Source organism: Cytobacillus purgationiresistens (assembly GCF_030813235.1).
Lineage (GTDB): Bacteria > Bacillota > Bacilli > Bacillales > Cytobacillaceae > Cytobacillus > Cytobacillus purgationiresistens.
In genome coordinates, this window is the sequence record NZ_JAUSUB010000002.1 from 27,772 (window position 1) to 43,527 (window position 15,756).

Genomic DNA, 15,756 nt, shown 5'->3' on the forward strand with positions numbered 1-15,756 from the left:
AATAAAAAATCTGGAGGTGCAAAAGTGAAAAATACAATCGCAACTGTAACTACAATGTTGAAAAATTTCATTGATGACGACCCTAATACTCATTTACATGTCGGAGAAGTTATGAGTTTATGGACTTTATGCACTGCTTTTCATGAAGCTTATTCTCTTTATCAAGTAGCATTAAATACTACAACTGATTCAGAGTTAATAGATATGTTACAAAAAGCACTTCAAGGAAGTAAAGATGATACAAAGAACATTGAGGATTTCCTACTAAAAGAAGGAGTCCCATTACCGAAGGTTAGTACTAAAAAACCTTTTTCTGAGCCAGCTGCTGTACCTGAAGGTGTTAAATTAAATGATGACGAAATTGCAAATTTAATATCCGTAAAGATTGCCTCTTCTATATCTTATTGTGGGGTTGCTTTATCACAAACAATTCGAACCGATGTTGGATTATTGATTTTTAAAGTTCAAGTTAGCCTTATGCAATATGCAGTACCATTTAAAAACTTAATGAAACAAAGAGGGTGGTTAAAAACCCCTCCTAATTATGTTCCACCCGGATTACCAGGAAACTAAGTTTTCTGGTATTTTTTATGTTTTGAAACTGAATAATTCTTATGTTCTCTAACTCCTCCTCATGGTATATACTGTAAATAAAGGAGGCAGAATTATGTCTAAATATATATCTCTTGCATTACTTTACATGTTTGGGTCAATAACTTTTTTCTTTTTTCTTACTATGAACTTAGAGGACGAAGGAATGATTACTATTCCATTGATCGTCATTATATTTTTTTCTATAATAATTGCCATGCTTCATAGGATCATAGATTTACTTAAGAACCTTAAGTAATTTTAGTGAACTAAATACAAATCCAGTTGATTAACTGACCTTAAATTCTTGCTCTTTCTCCTTACTGCAACACTCCCCACAAACACGCTTTTTCTCAACGACTACTGTTTGCTTTGGTAGAAAGATATTAAAACATTTGCTACAGCTAACTAATTTCATAAAGACCTCCTCCACTTGACCATCAGCTCATGAGCTCGGACATGTAATTCGTCATGTTGGGAAGCAACTCAAACTGAGGGAATATTTTAGAAACCTTCAAGAGTTTCAGGCCAACAACTTTATGTATCATTTCTGTGTTCCGACATTTATGTTGATTGAGTACAACGTTTCTAACTGTCTAGACATTGTGAACGGGGCGAAGTTTGTAGCAGAAACTTTTAATATGACAGAAAATTTCGCAAAGAAACGACTGATTCTATTTAGGGACAAGCTATTACAAGCCAAATCAGACGAAGAACATAGAAGATATATGGAGCTCGGTACCCCAAGGCTGCCCCCTAATCGGATGAAACCAATGAGATTCTTAAAAGGGCATTAGAAATGAAAGCCAAGAAAGAAAGGATGAAGCAACGTGCCTAAGCAATATTTGGATTATCAATATGTAGATGGGGAGTTAACACCTTTTTATTATGTACTGAAATTATATAAGGGTGAAATTAATTGGGACAAGAGTGTTTTCTATTTTGAATTAATGCCTCCGATTAAATCAATTGAATATGACGAAGTAGATGAATCTTTAATCAACTTTCATATACTCCTATCTGATTGAGTACTTAATAAGGACTTTCCTAACAGATTAGGTATTAATCTTAAAGCATTGAAGAAAAGGCTAGTTTATGAGATTCAGGACCCTAGCGTTATTGAACAATTCATCATTTATGCTCCAGATGTGGAAATGATTATAAGTCAGGCACCTAAAAAAAAATAAAAACCATACATCTTATAGATTTATTAGATAATGCCAAAAGAGTTGATAGCCTCCCTCTTAAATCTTCAACAAAAGAGGATATATACAAGGTATTGAAATCTGTCTTTAATCGTGCTGTAGAGTGGAAAGTATTAAAAACAACACCTGTCACTGGTGTTCCTAAACCAAAAATTGTTGATGTGGAAGAATCGAGTGTATATGATGAAGAAGAGGTTGCAGCATTATTTGAAACAGCAATAAATGAGCCGTTTCATTGGAGAATAGACCTAATGCTTAGTCTTGCTGCGTGTTTAAGAAGAAGTGAATGTTTAGGACTTGAATGGAAACATGTAGATTTAGATAAAGGAACTTTAGATATAGCCCAAGTAATTGTTCGCGGAAAAAGTGGTTCAGTAATTAAGACTCCCAAATCAAGAAAGTCAAAACGTCTTGTTTCAGTACCCAGCTCTGTAGTAGAGGAATTGAAGAATTATAAATTACATTGGAAAAAAGAAAAATTGAAATCTAGTGACATGTGGAGTGCAAGCGAACACGAGTGGTTATTTTGCAAAGAAGATGGTTCACACTTCTATCCTACTACTCCAACTACCTGGTGGAGTAGATTTACGAAAAGAGTTGATGTGAGATTTATTCGTCTTCATGATTTACGACACACCTCTGCTACTCTATTAATTAATCAAGGTGTACACGCAAAAATAATATCAGAGCGATTAGGTCACTCTGATATTAAAGTTACAATGAATACATATGGTCATGCATTAAGAAAAGCTGATCATGAAGCAGCTAACAAATTAGATACACTTTTCATAAGAAAATCCTAATACCCCTAATTTGACGACAAAATGACGACAAATTGATTTTTCTCTTACACTTAGAAATTTAGACATAAGAAAAACCCTTGATATATCAAGGGCTTCAGTATGATTCCGACTGGGTTCGAACCAGCGACCTCTACCCTGTCAAGGTAGCGCTCTCCCAGCTGAGCTACGGAATCGATATGTATGCTGTCTCTCACATGAGGACAATATAAAATATACTATCATTTTATTATATTGTCAATTTTATTTATTAAATCCACCTCTTTGAAATAATAAATATTCCAAAAAACTTGAAAACAGAACATAAGTTCGCATATAATGTAATTAATCAATAATAAGGAAGTGAGTGAGAATGAAATCGATTTTGTATAAGGCAATGAATGAAAGGAAACCTCTAGAAATTATTTATCTTTCAAAACGCAATGTATTTAGTCAAAGAAAAATATTAGTAATAGAAATAAAAGGAAGCAGTATGCTTGCGTATTGTTTAACACGGAAACAGATGAGAATTTTTCATATCAATCAAATCCTGTCATTTTCACCCAATGAAAACCATCGTAAACGAATTAGTTAATTATTATGTTCATTTCAGTCTAATAATACTGCCTTTCACAAAAAGCAACATACTTAGAAGAAGGACCGCTTCATTGTTAAACAATGTTTTGTTTGATCTTGTTCTTTTTCAATATAATTTAAACTGCCAGTATCTGAATTTTTTTAGGATAAAATGTATCAACTTACTAACAATTCTAAAATCTTTTAGAACAAGCCATCTTCCTATTCCTATACAAGATTATATACTGTCCAATGTCCATCTACTGCTTTGTAATGTAGAAATAATTATATCTAATGTTCTTTGTATTGGATCTCTACAGACAAACCCGCTGCCTTGAAGGCAACCAGTACCACCCCGTGCTAAAAATTCCATTCTGAGCCGGAATTTAAACAATAAGTGAACAGTCAAAACAGTAAACCTCAAAAGAATAGTGACAAATACGGCAAAATCGATATAAACTCCCTTTTAATTCTGAACCTAACTTCCCTTATTATTCTACCTTTTTTATTTTAGTTCTTAACCTGTAAAATAAACCCTAAGGCTACCATCTACTTCCCTAATTATTATTAGCATTATCATCATAAAATCAGTAAATATTGACAAAATAGAAGAAGGCGGTTTTGTTTTCATATTCATTATCAAAATTTTAATAAGGGAGCTTAAAATCTTTGTAGAAGTTGAAACAACATTAGTGAAGTTTTACATGTTCTATGATAATATATACAACCGTAAAGCAATATTTTATTCGTAAAGGAGTCTTCATCCATGGATATACCAAAAGGGACAATTACAGACTTTACTTTTTCAAGTAAAGCGCTAGGCGAGGACCTAGAAATTCTCGTATACTTACCCGGGAACTATTCCCCATTATATAAATACAATATTTTGATTGCTCAGGATGGCAAAGATTACTTCCAGCTTGGCAGAATCGGCCGTACATCTGATGAATTGCTGCAATCAAGAGATATTGAAAACACGATTATTATCGGCATACCATACAAAAATGTAGAAGATCGCCGCAGAAAATACCATCCTGATGGCGAGCAGCACGAAGCATACATACGCTTCCTCGCACATGAGCTAGCTCCATACTTAGATGAAAAATATCCTTCCTATCAAATGGGAATGGGCCGCGCTTTAATCGGAGATTCATTAGGAGCAACTGTATCCCTTTTAACAGCGTTGCAATACCCGCATACATTTGGAACTGTTATATTGCAATCACCACTTGTAAATGAGAAGGTAATGTCAGAAGTAGAAGCATTTAATACTACTCACTTATTGAATATATATCATGTTATTGGAAAAGAAGAAACGGCAGTGAAAACAACTGATGGCAAAGAAAAAGATTTCCTTACACCTAATAGAGAGCTCTCTGAGTTAATGAAGAAACGCGGTTTCACTTATTTCTATGATGAATTTGATGGTGACCACACTTGGACACATTGGCAGCCTGATCTGAAAAGAGCCTTAAAACAAATGCTATAATAATGATTCATGAATAAGCGCCTCTTATTTAGAGGTGCTTGTTTAGAATTCAAAAAATGTCTTATCTATTATTGCAAACCTTTTATATATGATGATTTTAGAAAATTTGTTATAATAGTGAAATAAGATTTTTACCACATCTTTTAATGGAGGTTTATTTTATGACTATGAAATACGGAATCGTTATTTTTCCGTCTAAAAAAGTACAAGACTTAGCCAACTCATATCGAAAAAGATATGACCCTCATTATGCCTTAATTCCTCCACATGTTACTTTGAAAACATTTGAAGCATCTGCAGGACAAATTAGGGAAGCTTCTGATACATTATCAAGTATTGCTAAAAACCACAAGGATTTTGATATGAGCATTAAAAAGGTAAGTTCTTTTCAGCCTGTAAACAATGTTATTTACTTGAAAATCGAGCCAACTGATGGGTTGAATCAACTTCATCAGGAAATAAATGAAAAAATCATTGGTGAAAAACCTGAATATGCATTTGTTCCGCATATTACCATCGGACAAAAACTTTCTAATGATGAACATTCTGATGTATACGGATCCTTAAGAATGTCAGATGTAGGGCATGAAGAAACAGTTGACCGGTTCCATCTACTTTATCAACTAGAAAACGGATCTTGGAGTGTATACGAGACATTCCGCCTTGGAAAGGATTAAGTAATCATGTTTGTCAAACGAGTTGAAACAGAAAAAGAATTCAATGATGCACTTACGGTACGAAAAGAAGTTTTTGTTTCAGAACAAAATGTGCCTGAAGAAGAAGAAATTGATGAATATGAAAATGAAGCGGCCCATTTTGTCTTATATCAAGACGATAAGCCTGGTGGAGCAGGAAGATTCCGCATAGTAGACGGGTATGGCAAGGTAGAGCGAATCTGCGTTTCAAAAGATGCTCGAAAAGGCGGATCCGGAAAAGCTATTATGCAATCTATTGAAAGCTATGCTAAAGAACAGGGATTGGACACATTAAAGCTTCATGCACAAACACATGCCATTCCTTTTTACGAAAAGATTGGTTATGACGTCATTTCTGAAGAATTTCTTGATGCAGGCATACCCCATCGCACCATGAAAAAAAATATTTAAACAAAAAGGGCGGTTCATTATGAACCGTTTTTTTATGTTTTCTATCCCTTGCCTTCAATTATTTGAACTCCCTTCTATTCCAAAACTTATCCAAGCTTTTATCAATATTTTCTCGCTACATTGCACATAATAATTAAGAATTACATCAACTATGCTGAGAAGTGAGTGAATTAAAATGAATGAATACTTCCATATCGCACTCGTTCTAATTGTCGGTTTCGCTGCCCTTTTTCTTATGACCAAATTGCTTGGGAAATCGCAAATATCCCAGATCACTCCATTTGATTTTATTTCTGCTATCGTTTTGGGCGAACTAGTGGGAAATGCCCTTTATGATGAAAATACCGGAATGGGACAAATGCTGTTTTCTGTAGCGCTATGGACCATACTCATCTATACCACAGAGACAATCACGCAAAAGTTCAGGAAAACAAGAAGGTTTCTTGAAGGTGAGCCTTCCTACGTAATTAAGAAAGGCAAAATTAATTATAATGAACTAAAGAAGAACCATATGGATCTTAATCAGCTACAGGAATTACTTAGAGTAAAAGGTATCTTCTCTATTCGCGAATGTGAATATGCCCTTTTAGAGACAAATGGAACCATTAGTGCATTAAAAAAAGCACCGCATGCCATTCCGACTATTGAGGATTTGCAGCTTAAATATCCGAAGATTATTCTTCCTGTTAATTTGATTTTAGATGGTGAGATATTAATTGATAATCTAAGATCAATTGGATGGGATGAGCCTTATTTATTCTCAGAGCTTGAGAAAAAAGGGATATCAAACAAAGAAGATGTATTATATGCAGACTGGAAAAAAGGAGAAGGACTACATGTACAAACGTACTAGTCCTTCTCCTTTCCCCTTTAAACATATGCTTCAAAAAAATATCCCTTACCGACAATCTCCTTATAAATGGCCTCGTCAGTTTTATGTAACTTTTCTTCTTGTTGAACATGGATTGGAGTTTTATGATACTTTTGGCTGGTGCCATGCTGCTGATCAAGCTTCTGGGGATTTACTGTAATTCTGTTTATTGGTGACAATGAGAATGGATCATATTTGTTGCCAATACTTCTTTCAGCGTAATGTTGATACTGAATATGCGTAACAGGTCCATTATAAAACATCGCTCTCCTCCTCTCATTATTAATTCTATATATATTATATGTTTCCTTTTCACAGAAGATTAAAACATGTTTTTTTCTTTAGAATGACTGCAATGTTTGTTATCATATTTGTTATATACATAAATTGATTCAAAAGAGGCTTATGAATGAAAACTGCGAGAAAAAATGAAAGAATCATTAAATTAGACACATTAATACGAGAAGAATTTCAAGCTATTTATGAACATGGTAAACAAGGAAAGTTGCATTGTCCTGAGTGTGGTGAGAATGTAAGGCTTTATTTAGGGATAAGCAATGAGCCCTTTTTCTATCACGAAAAACTATCTAACAAGGTGTGTAAGGTAGCTGAGATAGATGTACCAATTGTCCGGGAAGAAGCAGCTGCAATTGAAAAAAATGGGTTTAGTTTACCACAGTCAAAAAGTATTTCTGCGGTACAGGAGCGTCCTAAAACGTCTTTTAAAAAGGCGAAGCAACTGACCAGTCTCCCTACCTATATTCCACATCCACACCATCAGCACGACCATGAATCACCTTATTTACAAGAACTCTCTGATAATGGAGTTCAACTTGATCAGATGCAGGCAACAGCAGTGATAAATACAAGCGGTCCTCTTCTTGTACTTGCAGGCGCAGGCAGTGGTAAAACACGTGTTTTAACAGCTAGGACTGCTTTTATGATTATTGAAGAAAAAATCAATCCAGCTGCAATCATGCTTGTAACGTTTACCGCCAAGGCAGCTGCAGAAATGAAGGAACGTCTTTTACAATATCCAGGCCTGTCACAAACAACGATTCAACGAATTGTATCTGGCACATTCCATAGTATCTTTTTTCGTATACTTCATTTTCATTTTCCGGAAAAATGGGCACAGTCTCGCTTGCTTAGTAAAGGCTGGCAAAGAGAGCAAATTGTAAAAGCAGCAGGTAAAGAAATGAACCTTGATGAAAAGGAATTCGCCTATGACCTCGCTTTACAGCAAATTAGCTTTTGGAAAAACGCATTGCTCACTCCTCATGAAGTTAAAGCCGAGAATCCATGGGAAGAGAAAGTGCAAATTCTTTTTAAAGAATATGAAAAAGAAAAAGATAAATTAGGAATGTTTGATTTTGATGATATGTTGCTTGGATGTTACGAAGCCTTTCTAAAGTACCCTGAAATTCTAGAAAACTACCAAAAACGGTTTACTCATTTCTTAATTGATGAATTTCAAGATATTAATAAAGTTCAATTTGAACTGATGAAGCTGTTATCCGCCCAAACAAAAAATATTTGTGCAGTCGGTGATGATGACCAGTCTATTTATGCTTTTCGTGGGAGCAATCCATCCTATTTAGTCTATTTTGAAACAGAGTTCCCACAAACAACTGTAATTAAGCTGGAACAAAATTATCGATCAGCACATGAAATTACGGCCGCTGCAAATAAAGTGATCATCCATAATAAAAAACGGCGGGATAAAAAGATGATTGCTCAGTATAAAGCGGACGCTGCCCCAATCATTTTTTATCCTTATGATGAAGAAGAAGAGGCTACAATGATTGTCACTGATCTTCAAGAAAAGCTGAAAGAAGGCTTTAATCCTAATGATTTCGCTATTTTGTTCAGAACGCATACAGGAAGCAGGGCAATTTTTGAACGATTAGCAGAATCAAGCCTTCCTTTTAAGCTTGATCAAGATGCAGAGTCATTTTATGATCGCTACATCATTAAAACGATGATTGCTTTTTTGAGAATTGCCATCAATGAGGAAGATCCAGCTGCACTTAAGCAGCTCTTACCTGCTTTTTTCATGAAGCATACGGTCTTACAAGATATGAAGGCAGATAGTATTTTGAACGATCGGACTCTGCTGGAGTGCCTCAGTCATTTAAAAACAGGATTTGCCTTTCAAGAAAGTAAATTAAAAAAAGCTGTTCCCCTTATCCGATCTTTGAGGGGCCTCTCTCCTCTTGCCGCAATGGAAAAAGTCGAAAAAGATTTAGGATTAAATGATTTTATTAAAAAGCGGGGTAATGAAGGCAATAAAATGGAAAAAGGTTCTGATGATATCAGGGACTTAAAAGTGGCTGCCAGAAATTTCTTAACTATTCACGACTTCGTAAGCCATGTAGATCATATGCGTGCGATGACTAAAGAAATAAAACAGCAAAGTAAAAAGCAGCAAAATGCTATCACCTTGAGTACCATTCACCGCTCTAAAGGGCTTGAGTACAAGGCTGTGTATATTATTGGAGCAGTGGATGGAAGCATCCCTCATGATCATGCGCTTGAAGATTATAGAAGTGGCAATTTTGATGCCTTAGAAGAAGAACGCAGGCTCATGTATGTCGCGATGACAAGAGCAAAATCTTATCTATTTATGTCAACACCGCAAAAAAGGCGGGGTAAAAAAGCTTATGCTTCCCGATTCCTATCAACTCTGATAAAGTCATAATGACCATAACTTGCGCCCGTGGCTAATTTTAAATCTCTTTAGGACAAGACGGTGTGAATCATATAAAAAGAGAACCTGGTCATTAACCAGGTTCTCTTGCCAAAATGCATTATTTCTTATTGATCATTTTATTAATCGTATTAAAATCTAACTGTTTACCATCCTTTACTATGGATTCTACAATCTTGTCTTCCATATCTTTTGAAACTTGCTTATTGGCGATTTGAGATACTCTTCTTATGACGCTTCTAACCGTTTTCTCATCTTTAAAATTAGCATTTTGTAAAGAACCAGCCAGGTCAAGTACATCCTTCATATTAACGCCTGTTTTTTTCTCAATATTTTTGAAAAAATGATTATCCATTTAAAAAACCTCACGCTCCTTCTTAAACTCTTCTTTATACTATGAGAATAAAGGAAAAAGGTGATTATAAAAATAAAAGGTAACCGCGGAATGTATCCACTGTTACCTTTTTTCTTACCGATTAAAAGAAGCTTGCACCAACAATGATTAACAAAATAAATAATACAACGATTAATACGAAGGTACTGCCGCCGTAACCGCCGCCACCGTATCCGTATCCGCCATAGCTTCCGCCGCCGCAGCCACCTCCGCAGCCGCCGCCAAATCCGTAGCCCATAATATCACCTCACATTTATTTGATTCTTTACAACTTATGTAAAGCACATACAAGATGTGTAGGCAGGCTACCATACCAGTGAAACATTCTTGTCTAAAATGTTGAATTGGGCAGCATTACCCTTTTGGCTTAAAGATTAAGGCACCTATAAAAGCGAACAAAATAGCAGCTGATATCCCCGAGCTTGTTACTTCGAACATACCAGTCAACACGCCTACAATTCCATGCTTTTCAGCTTCTTGTAACGCGCCATGTACTAACGAGTTGCCAAAGCTTGTAATGGGAACGGATGCGCCTGCACCTGCAAAATCAATAAGCGGTTCATATAAGCCTAAACCATCCAATACCGCACCAAGAACAACGAAACCACTTAATGTATGTGCTGGGGTAAGTTTAAAAACATCAAAGCAAATCTGACCGATTACACATATCAGTCCACCTACAACAAATGCCCAAAAAAACATCGGAAGCATGATTTCTCCTCCTTTCTGCACTCAATATTTGAATTAAACTTGCATTTCTATAGATACAGCGTGAGCAATACAAGGAATAGTCTCATTTTGCTGAACAGTAATAGGAGATAATAACGCACCTGTTGCGACTACAAGTATTCGCTTGTATACCCCTTGTTTCATTTGATTGATTAAATGGCCGTATAAGACAGAAGCCGAACAACCTGCTCCACTTGCACCCGATTGAACTGGCTGGTCTTTCTTATATATAAGCAGCCCGCAATCCTGAAATTGATCTCTATCAATTTTCAATCCTTTGTCCTTCAACAGTTCTAAAGCTGTTTCCTGACCTATTTTCCCTAAATCTCCTGTAACGATTAAATCATAATACGAAGGGTCAATGTCTAGATCTTTCATATGAGCTGAAATTGTATCAGCAGCAGCAGGTGCCATCGCGCCACCCATATTAAATGGATCAGTCAGCCCTAAATCCATCACTTTTCCAATCGTAGCTGATGTAGTGACAGGTACGTTAGCTTGGCCAGTATTTTGTTCAAGAAGAGCCACACCAGCTCCAGTCACTGTCCATTGAGCGGTTGGTGGCTTTTGTCCCCCATACTCTGTTGGATACCTAAATTGTTTTTCAACAGCCGAATTATGACTGGATGCCCCTGTTAAAATCGTATTGGCTCCTTGATAATTAATGATGAAAGAGCCAAGAGCCAATCCTTCCATTGAGGTGGAGCAAGCTCCAAACAATCCAAAATAAGGAATCTCTAATGATCTGGCACTTAAACTCGTAGGAGTAATTTGATTAATTAAGTCCCCCGCAAGAAAGAATTGCACATCTTTTTTTTCGGTGTTCCCTTTGCGTAACGCAATACGACTTGCGTCTTCCATTAACACACGATGTGCTTTTTCATAAGAGTCTTCCCCCATCCATAAATCCTCATGAAGAAGGTCAAAATCGTCGGCTAGCATTCCATTTGCTTCAAAGGGACCGCCTGAAACACCTGTGGAAGTAATTGCAGGGCGATTATTAAATATCCATGATTGCTTACCCTTCAGCATTATATGACCCCCATATTAATTAATATCGTTTTTAATAATGCAATAATGAATGCAGAGAATACGCCAAATAATAATACTGAACCCGCTAGTTTAAACATATTGGACCCCACCCCGAGCACAAAGCCTTCAGTACGATGCTCAATCGCTGCTGAAATGACAGCATTACCAAACCCGGTCACCGGCACGGCACTTCCTGCACCAGCAAATTGTCCTAACCGATCGTATACGCCAAATCCCGTAAGCAGCATAGCTATGAATATCATCGTTGCAACTGTAGGATTACTCGCTGTTTGTTCTGTAAAATTAAAAAAGTAGATATAGAAATAAGTAATAGCTTGGCCAACTAAGCAAAAAAGACCGCCAACCCAAAAAGCACGAATACAATTTTTTAGCACCGGTCTTTTTGTCTCATGCTTTTGTTCAAGCTGCTGGTACTTTTCTTGATCAGGTGTTTTTTTATTTTGTCCCCCCATTACATTCACTCCTTCTTATGTCAATTCTTTTTGCATTTCAACTATCTTTTTGAATTTCTTTTCAGCTTCATCTGAATTGTAATCTGGATTTTTCATTTTCTCATGCAATTCAACCACTTCTAAAAATATCTTATAATCACTTGAAACAATAAATTCTTCATCCTGATATTTCTTCTCTAATGAATCCGTTAATTTCTTTTCAATTTTTTTCATGTGGAAACGTTGAAGATGTTTTACTTTATAAGCCACTAATATTTGATTATCATTTTTGACAATCGCTGCATCATACAATTCCTCATAGCCTTCAACATCCTTTTCAATGTCGTTTAACAAAGATGAATCATCCGCCCGATGGTCACTATTGATAAGTGAAGGCGTTGGATGAGTAACCTTAACCAATGACATCGGAGCCTCATTAGACTCATGCTTACTGCAGCCAGACAAAGATATAAACAATACGGTAACAATAATTAATTTTTTCATTGTCTTCCCTTCCTATGTAAGTATCATTTAACAATTATTGTTTCTAAAATCGCTGGTCTTATCCAAAATCATTCTTTATTGCTTAAAATTTTTTTCCAAAATAAAAAGCCGGACTCGGGATGTGAGCCAGCTTCATTATTATCTAACTTTTCTTTCTTTTCTTACCACAGCCGCATCCGGAAGGTTTTTTTAAAGGCTTACTTTGGGCAAAGGTCTTTTTTTGAGAAGTAGTGTTTTGATTGATGGATTTTTTAATCATAGCTTTCACTCCCCTATTTATAAAAAAACATCTTTAACTACAACTTATGCAAAAATGAAAAGCTTGTATAATTGAAATGCCTATTTTTATTCAGGGAGCCACATCTGTACAAGGGTTTCTATTATTGATGCAATGCCTGCTACAGCAAGCACAAGAATTATATACATACCATAAAATGGGATAACAAAATAAAGCACACACAGAATAACAGAGCACCATACACCTGCACACCAATAGCAGCTAAGGAGCTTCCCAAAAAAACCAGAAATCCCGCCAATCTTTGGTACAATATATATTTCATTTTCCCCTTCTTCATTTTGCTCTTCTATTTCCCGCATAAATGGACTTCTCATCCATTCTGTTATTTGATCAAATACAATTAACCTGGTTAATCGAAAAGTCGCGAAGCCCAATAAAATAAATTCAAAAAATGATAAATACATGCATAATCACCCCTAATATATCTATTTAAAAAAAATGCCCATTTTTTTTAAAAACAAGGCGTTTGTCCGTAACCCATAGGGTGTTTCTACAATATGTTATTAATGTAGATCACAAAGAAATAAATAAGGAGGAAAAACAATATGGGTTGTGGAAAAAAAGACGATTACAAACACGAAAGTTGTGTATGTGAAGTAGTCCATGCTATAAAAGATATCCAAGACCAAATAAAAGATGAATTTGATTGCGAATGCGGTTCAAGCTGTTTCCTAGAACCAATCGGAGCTATTTCACCTCATCGCGAAAAACAGAAAAGGAAAAGACGTCCTAATACTCGGGTATTTGTTCTAAAAACTGCAGATGGATCACCATTTCATGCATTTTTAACAAACGTAGATAATTGTGCATGTGTATCCATTTTCTTCAGAGTCGAAGAAGTATTTGATAATTGCTGCGCTACACTCAGAGTACTAGAGCCTATCAGTGAATGTGAAGGACACGGCAAACACGGATGGGAAACAACTAATATCGTTGATGGATGCTGCATCGATTTGTCAAAGGTTTGTAAAGTTGACGGATTCCGCAGTACAGACAACTGTATCACAGTTGACTTAAATTGCTTCTGTGCAGTGCAATGTATTGAAGATATTCATTTAAATGATGTTGACTCATATAGTTACGATGATTAATTTCGCTATAATAAAGGCCAGTCGGATAACGACTGGCTTTTTTATACTTTAAGCATTTAGAAGGATGATTAACGTAACTGTAAATATGACTTAAAGTATAATTGCTTTGCATTTCAACGATCTTTAATTAACGGTTTTTTCATCTGAAACCAATCATTCTAATCGATTTCACATTCTGAATATTGAGCTTTTGTACATCCCCATCTAATGTTCTCACTTCAATCTCAGTGTCTGATGAAGTAACTAAGAAACCTCTAACTTGAATTTCTTCTGTTTCAAATAAGCATGGTACAGGAGGTAATTGTTTAGGAAAGTGGCTTAAGTAATTGACTCTTTCAGGTATATTCATCTCTTTAAAGCTTTTTAACCTTTGAAAGCTCAATTTTTCTGTAGAGGATTGGCTGCTCGATTCAGGGGCATTTATATATTCAGAAATGACTTCCTGCACTTCTTCTTTCGAGCCAAATGCTTCTAGATTATCTTGATTGTATGATGCTATTTCTTTGCTTTTTCCTTCTGCTACTTCAGGATTTGACCCAAATGCCTTGTGATCACCTTGATTGGAGGATTTATTTACTATGCTTTCTTCTGCTATTTCAGCATTTGATTCAAATGTCTCGTGATCACCTTGATTGGAGGATTTATTTACTATGCTTTCTTCTGCTATTTCAGCATTTGATCCAAATGTCTCGTGATCACCTTGATTGAAGGGCTTTTTTACTATACTTTCTTCTTCTGCCACTGCTGATTTTAAACCAATTGCTTCTAAATCATCTTGATTGAAAAATGCTGCTTTTTCTTTGCTTTCATTTTCTGCTACCTCCGACTGTTTACTTGAAAATGAATTTTGCATAGATGTTTGCGGGAGCGACAACTCAGGTTGATGGATATATAGAAGCGGCTTCATTTTATTTTTAACACTCATCTTATGTTCACACCTTCCTATACTTATTGTTACATCGTATTATATGTAAGGAAAATCTGGGCGTTCATTTCTAATAAAAAAAAGCCGACCTCCATTATTCGGAAGTCGGTCATTTTTTATAGGATATGATAACCGGAATCTACATGAATATTTTCACCTGTAATGCCTCGTGATAAGTGACTGAATAAAAATACTGCGGTGTCCCCAACCTCTTCAGGTGTTGTCGTTCTTTGCAATGGTGCTCGTTCCTCGATCTCTTTTAAAATAGAATTAAATTCTCCGATTCCTTTTGCAGATAAGGTACGAATGGGCCCTGCAGATATAGAGTTCACTCTTATCCCTTCTTTTCCAAGGTCAGCAGCAAGATATTTAACACTAGCATCTAAAGATGCCTTAGCTACACCCATCACATTATAATTCTTAATCGCACGCTCACCGCCCAAATATGTAAGGGTGACAATGCTACCTCCATCAGTCATTAATTCCTTAGCCTCTTTCGCAACTGCCGTTAATGAATATGAGCTAATATTATGAGCAAGCAAGAAGCCATCACGAGTGGTATTCATGTAATCTCCCTGAAGCTCTTCCTTATTCGCAAAGGCAATACAGTGAGCAACTCCATGAATGGTTCCTGAAGCTTCTTTAATTTGGGCAAAACAGCTAGCTATATCTTCATCATTCGTTACATCGCACGGAAGGACTAGTGCGTCTGCATCTTCAAGCGTCTCAACTAAATCACGAACATTCTTTTCTAATCGTTCGCCAGCATAAGTAAAAATCAATCGAGCACCTGACTCATGCAATGAACGGGCTATCCCCCATGCTATGCTACGTTTATTCGCAACCCCCATCACAACAAAGGTCTTGTCTTTAAGTGAAATCGTCATTACTATATCCCCCTATCAAAATTATCACAAGTTATTAGTACCTAGTGCTAATTTTACAACACTTGCTTGCAAAAAGGAAGCTGTATTTAAAGAAAAAACTTGATATCCTCCAAACAA

The 15,756-nt window shown here is 36.0% G+C and carries 20 protein-coding genes, 1 tRNA gene and 1 pseudogene; 11 read left to right on the plus strand and 11 right to left on the minus strand.

The genetic code is table 11. From position 1 onward, the window contains the following. Positions 1-24: 24 nt before the first annotated feature. The 4 genes and pseudogenes from J2S17_RS02670 (at position 25) to J2S17_RS02685 (ending at position 2,599) form a co-directional block, all read left to right on the plus strand. Positions 25-573 (plus strand): DUF3231 family protein, encoded by a 549-nt coding sequence (locus tag J2S17_RS02670; RefSeq protein WP_307471660.1) that lies wholly within the window; start codon positions 25-27, stop codon positions 571-573. 473 nt (positions 574-1,046) lie between these two features. Then, positions 1,047-1,388 (plus strand): annotated as a pseudogene (locus J2S17_RS02675) (ImmA/IrrE family metallo-endopeptidase); the annotation flags it as partial. A gap of 33 nt (positions 1,389-1,421) precedes the next feature. After that, the gene (locus J2S17_RS02680; protein WP_307471662.1) at positions 1,422-1,619 is read left to right on the plus strand and encodes a hypothetical protein; all 198 of its coding nucleotides are present in this window, start codon (positions 1,422-1,424) and stop codon (positions 1,617-1,619) included. A gap of 251 nt (positions 1,620-1,870) precedes the next feature. Continuing rightward, positions 1,871-2,599 (plus strand): site-specific integrase, encoded by a 729-nt coding sequence (locus J2S17_RS02685; RefSeq protein ID WP_307471663.1) that lies wholly within the window; start codon positions 1,871-1,873, stop codon positions 2,597-2,599. Between the two features lie 100 nt (positions 2,600-2,699). On the opposite strand, the gene J2S17_RS02690 is transcribed toward J2S17_RS02685, so the two are convergent. After that, a tRNA-Val gene (locus J2S17_RS02690) sits at positions 2,700-2,772 on the minus strand. A 176-nt stretch (positions 2,773-2,948) separates the two neighbouring features. On the opposite strand from J2S17_RS02690, the gene J2S17_RS02695 reads away from it, so the two are divergent. From J2S17_RS02695 to J2S17_RS02715, 5 genes are all read left to right on the plus strand, one after another. Beyond that, on the plus strand, positions 2,949-3,170 hold the full coding sequence (locus J2S17_RS02695) for a hypothetical protein (RefSeq protein WP_307471665.1): 222 nt from the start codon (positions 2,949-2,951) through the stop codon (positions 3,168-3,170). 747 nt (positions 3,171-3,917) lie between these two features. Next, positions 3,918-4,640, plus strand: coding sequence for an alpha/beta hydrolase (locus J2S17_RS02700; protein WP_307471667.1), 723 nt, complete (start codon positions 3,918-3,920; stop codon positions 4,638-4,640). A gap of 167 nt (positions 4,641-4,807) precedes the next feature. Then, a complete protein-coding gene (locus J2S17_RS02705) occupies positions 4,808-5,317 on the plus strand; it encodes a YjcG family protein (protein ID WP_307472208.1) in 510 nt (169 codons plus the stop codon). Positions 5,318-5,323: 6 nt separating this feature from the next. Continuing rightward, positions 5,324-5,746 carry a GNAT family N-acetyltransferase gene (locus tag J2S17_RS02710; protein ID WP_307471669.1) on the plus strand — a complete coding sequence of 141 codons (423 nt, stop codon included), beginning with the start codon at positions 5,324-5,326 and terminating at the stop codon, positions 5,744-5,746. A 175-nt stretch (positions 5,747-5,921) separates the two neighbouring features. After that, a complete protein-coding gene (locus tag J2S17_RS02715) occupies positions 5,922-6,599 on the plus strand; it encodes a YetF domain-containing protein (protein ID WP_307471671.1) in 678 nt (225 codons plus the stop codon). A 17-nt stretch (positions 6,600-6,616) separates the two neighbouring features. On the opposite strand, the gene J2S17_RS02720 is transcribed toward J2S17_RS02715, so the two are convergent. Next, positions 6,617-6,880: a hypothetical protein gene (locus J2S17_RS02720; protein WP_307471673.1), complete on the minus strand. Its 264-nt coding sequence runs from the start codon at positions 6,878-6,880 to the stop codon at positions 6,617-6,619. Positions 6,881-7,026: 146 nt separating this feature from the next. On the opposite strand from J2S17_RS02720, the gene J2S17_RS02725 reads away from it, so the two are divergent. Then, positions 7,027-9,318 carry a UvrD-helicase domain-containing protein gene (locus J2S17_RS02725; RefSeq protein WP_307471675.1) on the plus strand — a complete coding sequence of 764 codons (2,292 nt, stop codon included), beginning with the start codon at positions 7,027-7,029 and terminating at the stop codon, positions 9,316-9,318. A gap of 109 nt (positions 9,319-9,427) precedes the next feature. On the opposite strand, the gene spoVIF is transcribed toward J2S17_RS02725, so the two are convergent. From spoVIF to J2S17_RS02760, 7 genes are all read right to left on the minus strand, one after another. After that, positions 9,428-9,682: a sporulation-specific transcription regulator SpoVIF gene (gene spoVIF / locus J2S17_RS02730; RefSeq protein WP_307471677.1), complete on the minus strand. Its 255-nt coding sequence runs from the start codon at positions 9,680-9,682 to the stop codon at positions 9,428-9,430. Positions 9,683-9,803: 121 nt separating this feature from the next. Then, entirely contained in the window at positions 9,804-9,959 is a 156-nt protein-coding gene (locus J2S17_RS02735; RefSeq protein ID WP_307471679.1) for a YjcZ family sporulation protein, read from the minus strand. 116 nt (positions 9,960-10,075) lie between these two features. After that, entirely contained in the window at positions 10,076-10,432 is a 357-nt protein-coding gene (gene spoVAE / locus J2S17_RS02740; RefSeq protein ID WP_307471681.1) for a stage V sporulation protein AE, read from the minus strand. Between the two features lie 33 nt (positions 10,433-10,465). Beyond that, positions 10,466-11,482 carry a stage V sporulation protein AD gene (spoVAD, locus tag J2S17_RS02745; protein WP_307471682.1) on the minus strand — a complete coding sequence of 339 codons (1,017 nt, stop codon included), beginning with the start codon at positions 11,480-11,482 and terminating at the stop codon, positions 10,466-10,468. Next, positions 11,482-11,955 carry a stage V sporulation protein AC gene (spoVAC, locus tag J2S17_RS02750; RefSeq protein ID WP_307471684.1) on the minus strand — a complete coding sequence of 158 codons (474 nt, stop codon included), beginning with the start codon at positions 11,953-11,955 and terminating at the stop codon, positions 11,482-11,484. The genes spoVAD and spoVAC overlap by 1 nt, the downstream gene beginning before the upstream one ends. Positions 11,956-11,970: 15 nt before the next feature. Continuing rightward, the gene (locus tag J2S17_RS02755; protein ID WP_307471686.1) at positions 11,971-12,438 is read right to left on the minus strand and encodes a YhcN/YlaJ family sporulation lipoprotein; all 468 of its coding nucleotides are present in this window, start codon (positions 12,436-12,438) and stop codon (positions 11,971-11,973) included. Between the two features lie 345 nt (positions 12,439-12,783). After that, the gene (locus tag J2S17_RS02760) at positions 12,784-13,140 is read right to left on the minus strand and encodes a DUF1360 domain-containing protein (protein ID WP_307471688.1); all 357 of its coding nucleotides are present in this window, start codon (positions 13,138-13,140) and stop codon (positions 12,784-12,786) included. Positions 13,141-13,281: 141 nt separating this feature from the next. Here J2S17_RS02760 and J2S17_RS02765 point away from each other — a divergent pair, with 141 nt between their 5' ends. Then, entirely contained in the window at positions 13,282-13,827 is a 546-nt protein-coding gene (locus J2S17_RS02765; protein ID WP_307471691.1) for a CotY/CotZ family spore coat protein, read from the plus strand. Positions 13,828-13,966: 139 nt separating this feature from the next. Here J2S17_RS02765 and J2S17_RS02770 read toward each other — a convergent pair whose 3' ends face one another. Together J2S17_RS02770 and fabI are read right to left on the minus strand one after the other, a co-directional pair. Beyond that, the gene (locus tag J2S17_RS02770; RefSeq protein ID WP_307471693.1) at positions 13,967-14,752 is read right to left on the minus strand and encodes a CotO family spore coat protein; all 786 of its coding nucleotides are present in this window, start codon (positions 14,750-14,752) and stop codon (positions 13,967-13,969) included. 116 nt (positions 14,753-14,868) lie between these two features. Further along, positions 14,869-15,639: an enoyl-ACP reductase FabI gene (gene fabI, locus J2S17_RS02775; protein WP_307471696.1), complete on the minus strand. Its 771-nt coding sequence runs from the start codon at positions 15,637-15,639 to the stop codon at positions 14,869-14,871. Positions 15,640-15,756 lie beyond the last annotated feature (117 nt).

Coding starts and splice junctions, on each gene's coding strand:
- J2S17_RS02695 (WP_307471665.1), top strand. CDS start 2,949: ATGAAATCGATTTTGTATAAGGCAATGAATGAAAGGAAACCTCTAGAA.
- J2S17_RS02700 (WP_307471667.1), top strand. CDS start 3,918: ATGGATATACCAAAAGGGACAATTACAGACTTTACTTTTTCAAGTAAA.
- J2S17_RS02705 (WP_307472208.1), top strand. CDS start 4,808: ATGAAATACGGAATCGTTATTTTTCCGTCTAAAAAAGTACAAGACTTA.
- J2S17_RS02710 (WP_307471669.1), top strand. CDS start 5,324: ATGTTTGTCAAACGAGTTGAAACAGAAAAAGAATTCAATGATGCACTT.
- J2S17_RS02715 (WP_307471671.1), top strand. CDS start 5,922: ATGAATGAATACTTCCATATCGCACTCGTTCTAATTGTCGGTTTCGCT.
- J2S17_RS02720 (WP_307471673.1), bottom strand. CDS start 6,880: ATGTTTTATAATGGACCTGTTACGCATATTCAGTATCAACATTACGCT.
- J2S17_RS02725 (WP_307471675.1), top strand. CDS start 7,027: ATGAAAACTGCGAGAAAAAATGAAAGAATCATTAAATTAGACACATTA.
- spoVIF (WP_307471677.1), bottom strand. CDS start 9,682: ATGGATAATCATTTTTTCAAAAATATTGAGAAAAAAACAGGCGTTAAT.
- J2S17_RS02735 (WP_307471679.1), bottom strand. CDS start 9,959: ATGGGCTACGGATTTGGCGGCGGCTGCGGAGGTGGCTGCGGCGGCGGA.
- spoVAE (WP_307471681.1), bottom strand. CDS start 10,432: ATGCTTCCGATGTTTTTTTGGGCATTTGTTGTAGGTGGACTGATATGT.
- spoVAD (WP_307471682.1), bottom strand. CDS start 11,482: ATGCTGAAGGGTAAGCAATCATGGATATTTAATAATCGCCCTGCAATT.
- spoVAC (WP_307471684.1), bottom strand. CDS start 11,955: ATGGGGGGACAAAATAAAAAAACACCTGATCAAGAAAAGTACCAGCAG.
- J2S17_RS02755 (WP_307471686.1), bottom strand. CDS start 12,438: ATGAAAAAATTAATTATTGTTACCGTATTGTTTATATCTTTGTCTGGC.
- J2S17_RS02760 (WP_307471688.1), bottom strand. CDS start 13,140: ATGTATTTATCATTTTTTGAATTTATTTTATTGGGCTTCGCGACTTTT.
- J2S17_RS02765 (WP_307471691.1), top strand. CDS start 13,282: ATGGGTTGTGGAAAAAAAGACGATTACAAACACGAAAGTTGTGTATGT.
- J2S17_RS02770 (WP_307471693.1), bottom strand. CDS start 14,752: ATGAGTGTTAAAAATAAAATGAAGCCGCTTCTATATATCCATCAACCT.
- fabI (WP_307471696.1), bottom strand. CDS start 15,639: ATGACGATTTCACTTAAAGACAAGACCTTTGTTGTGATGGGGGTTGCG.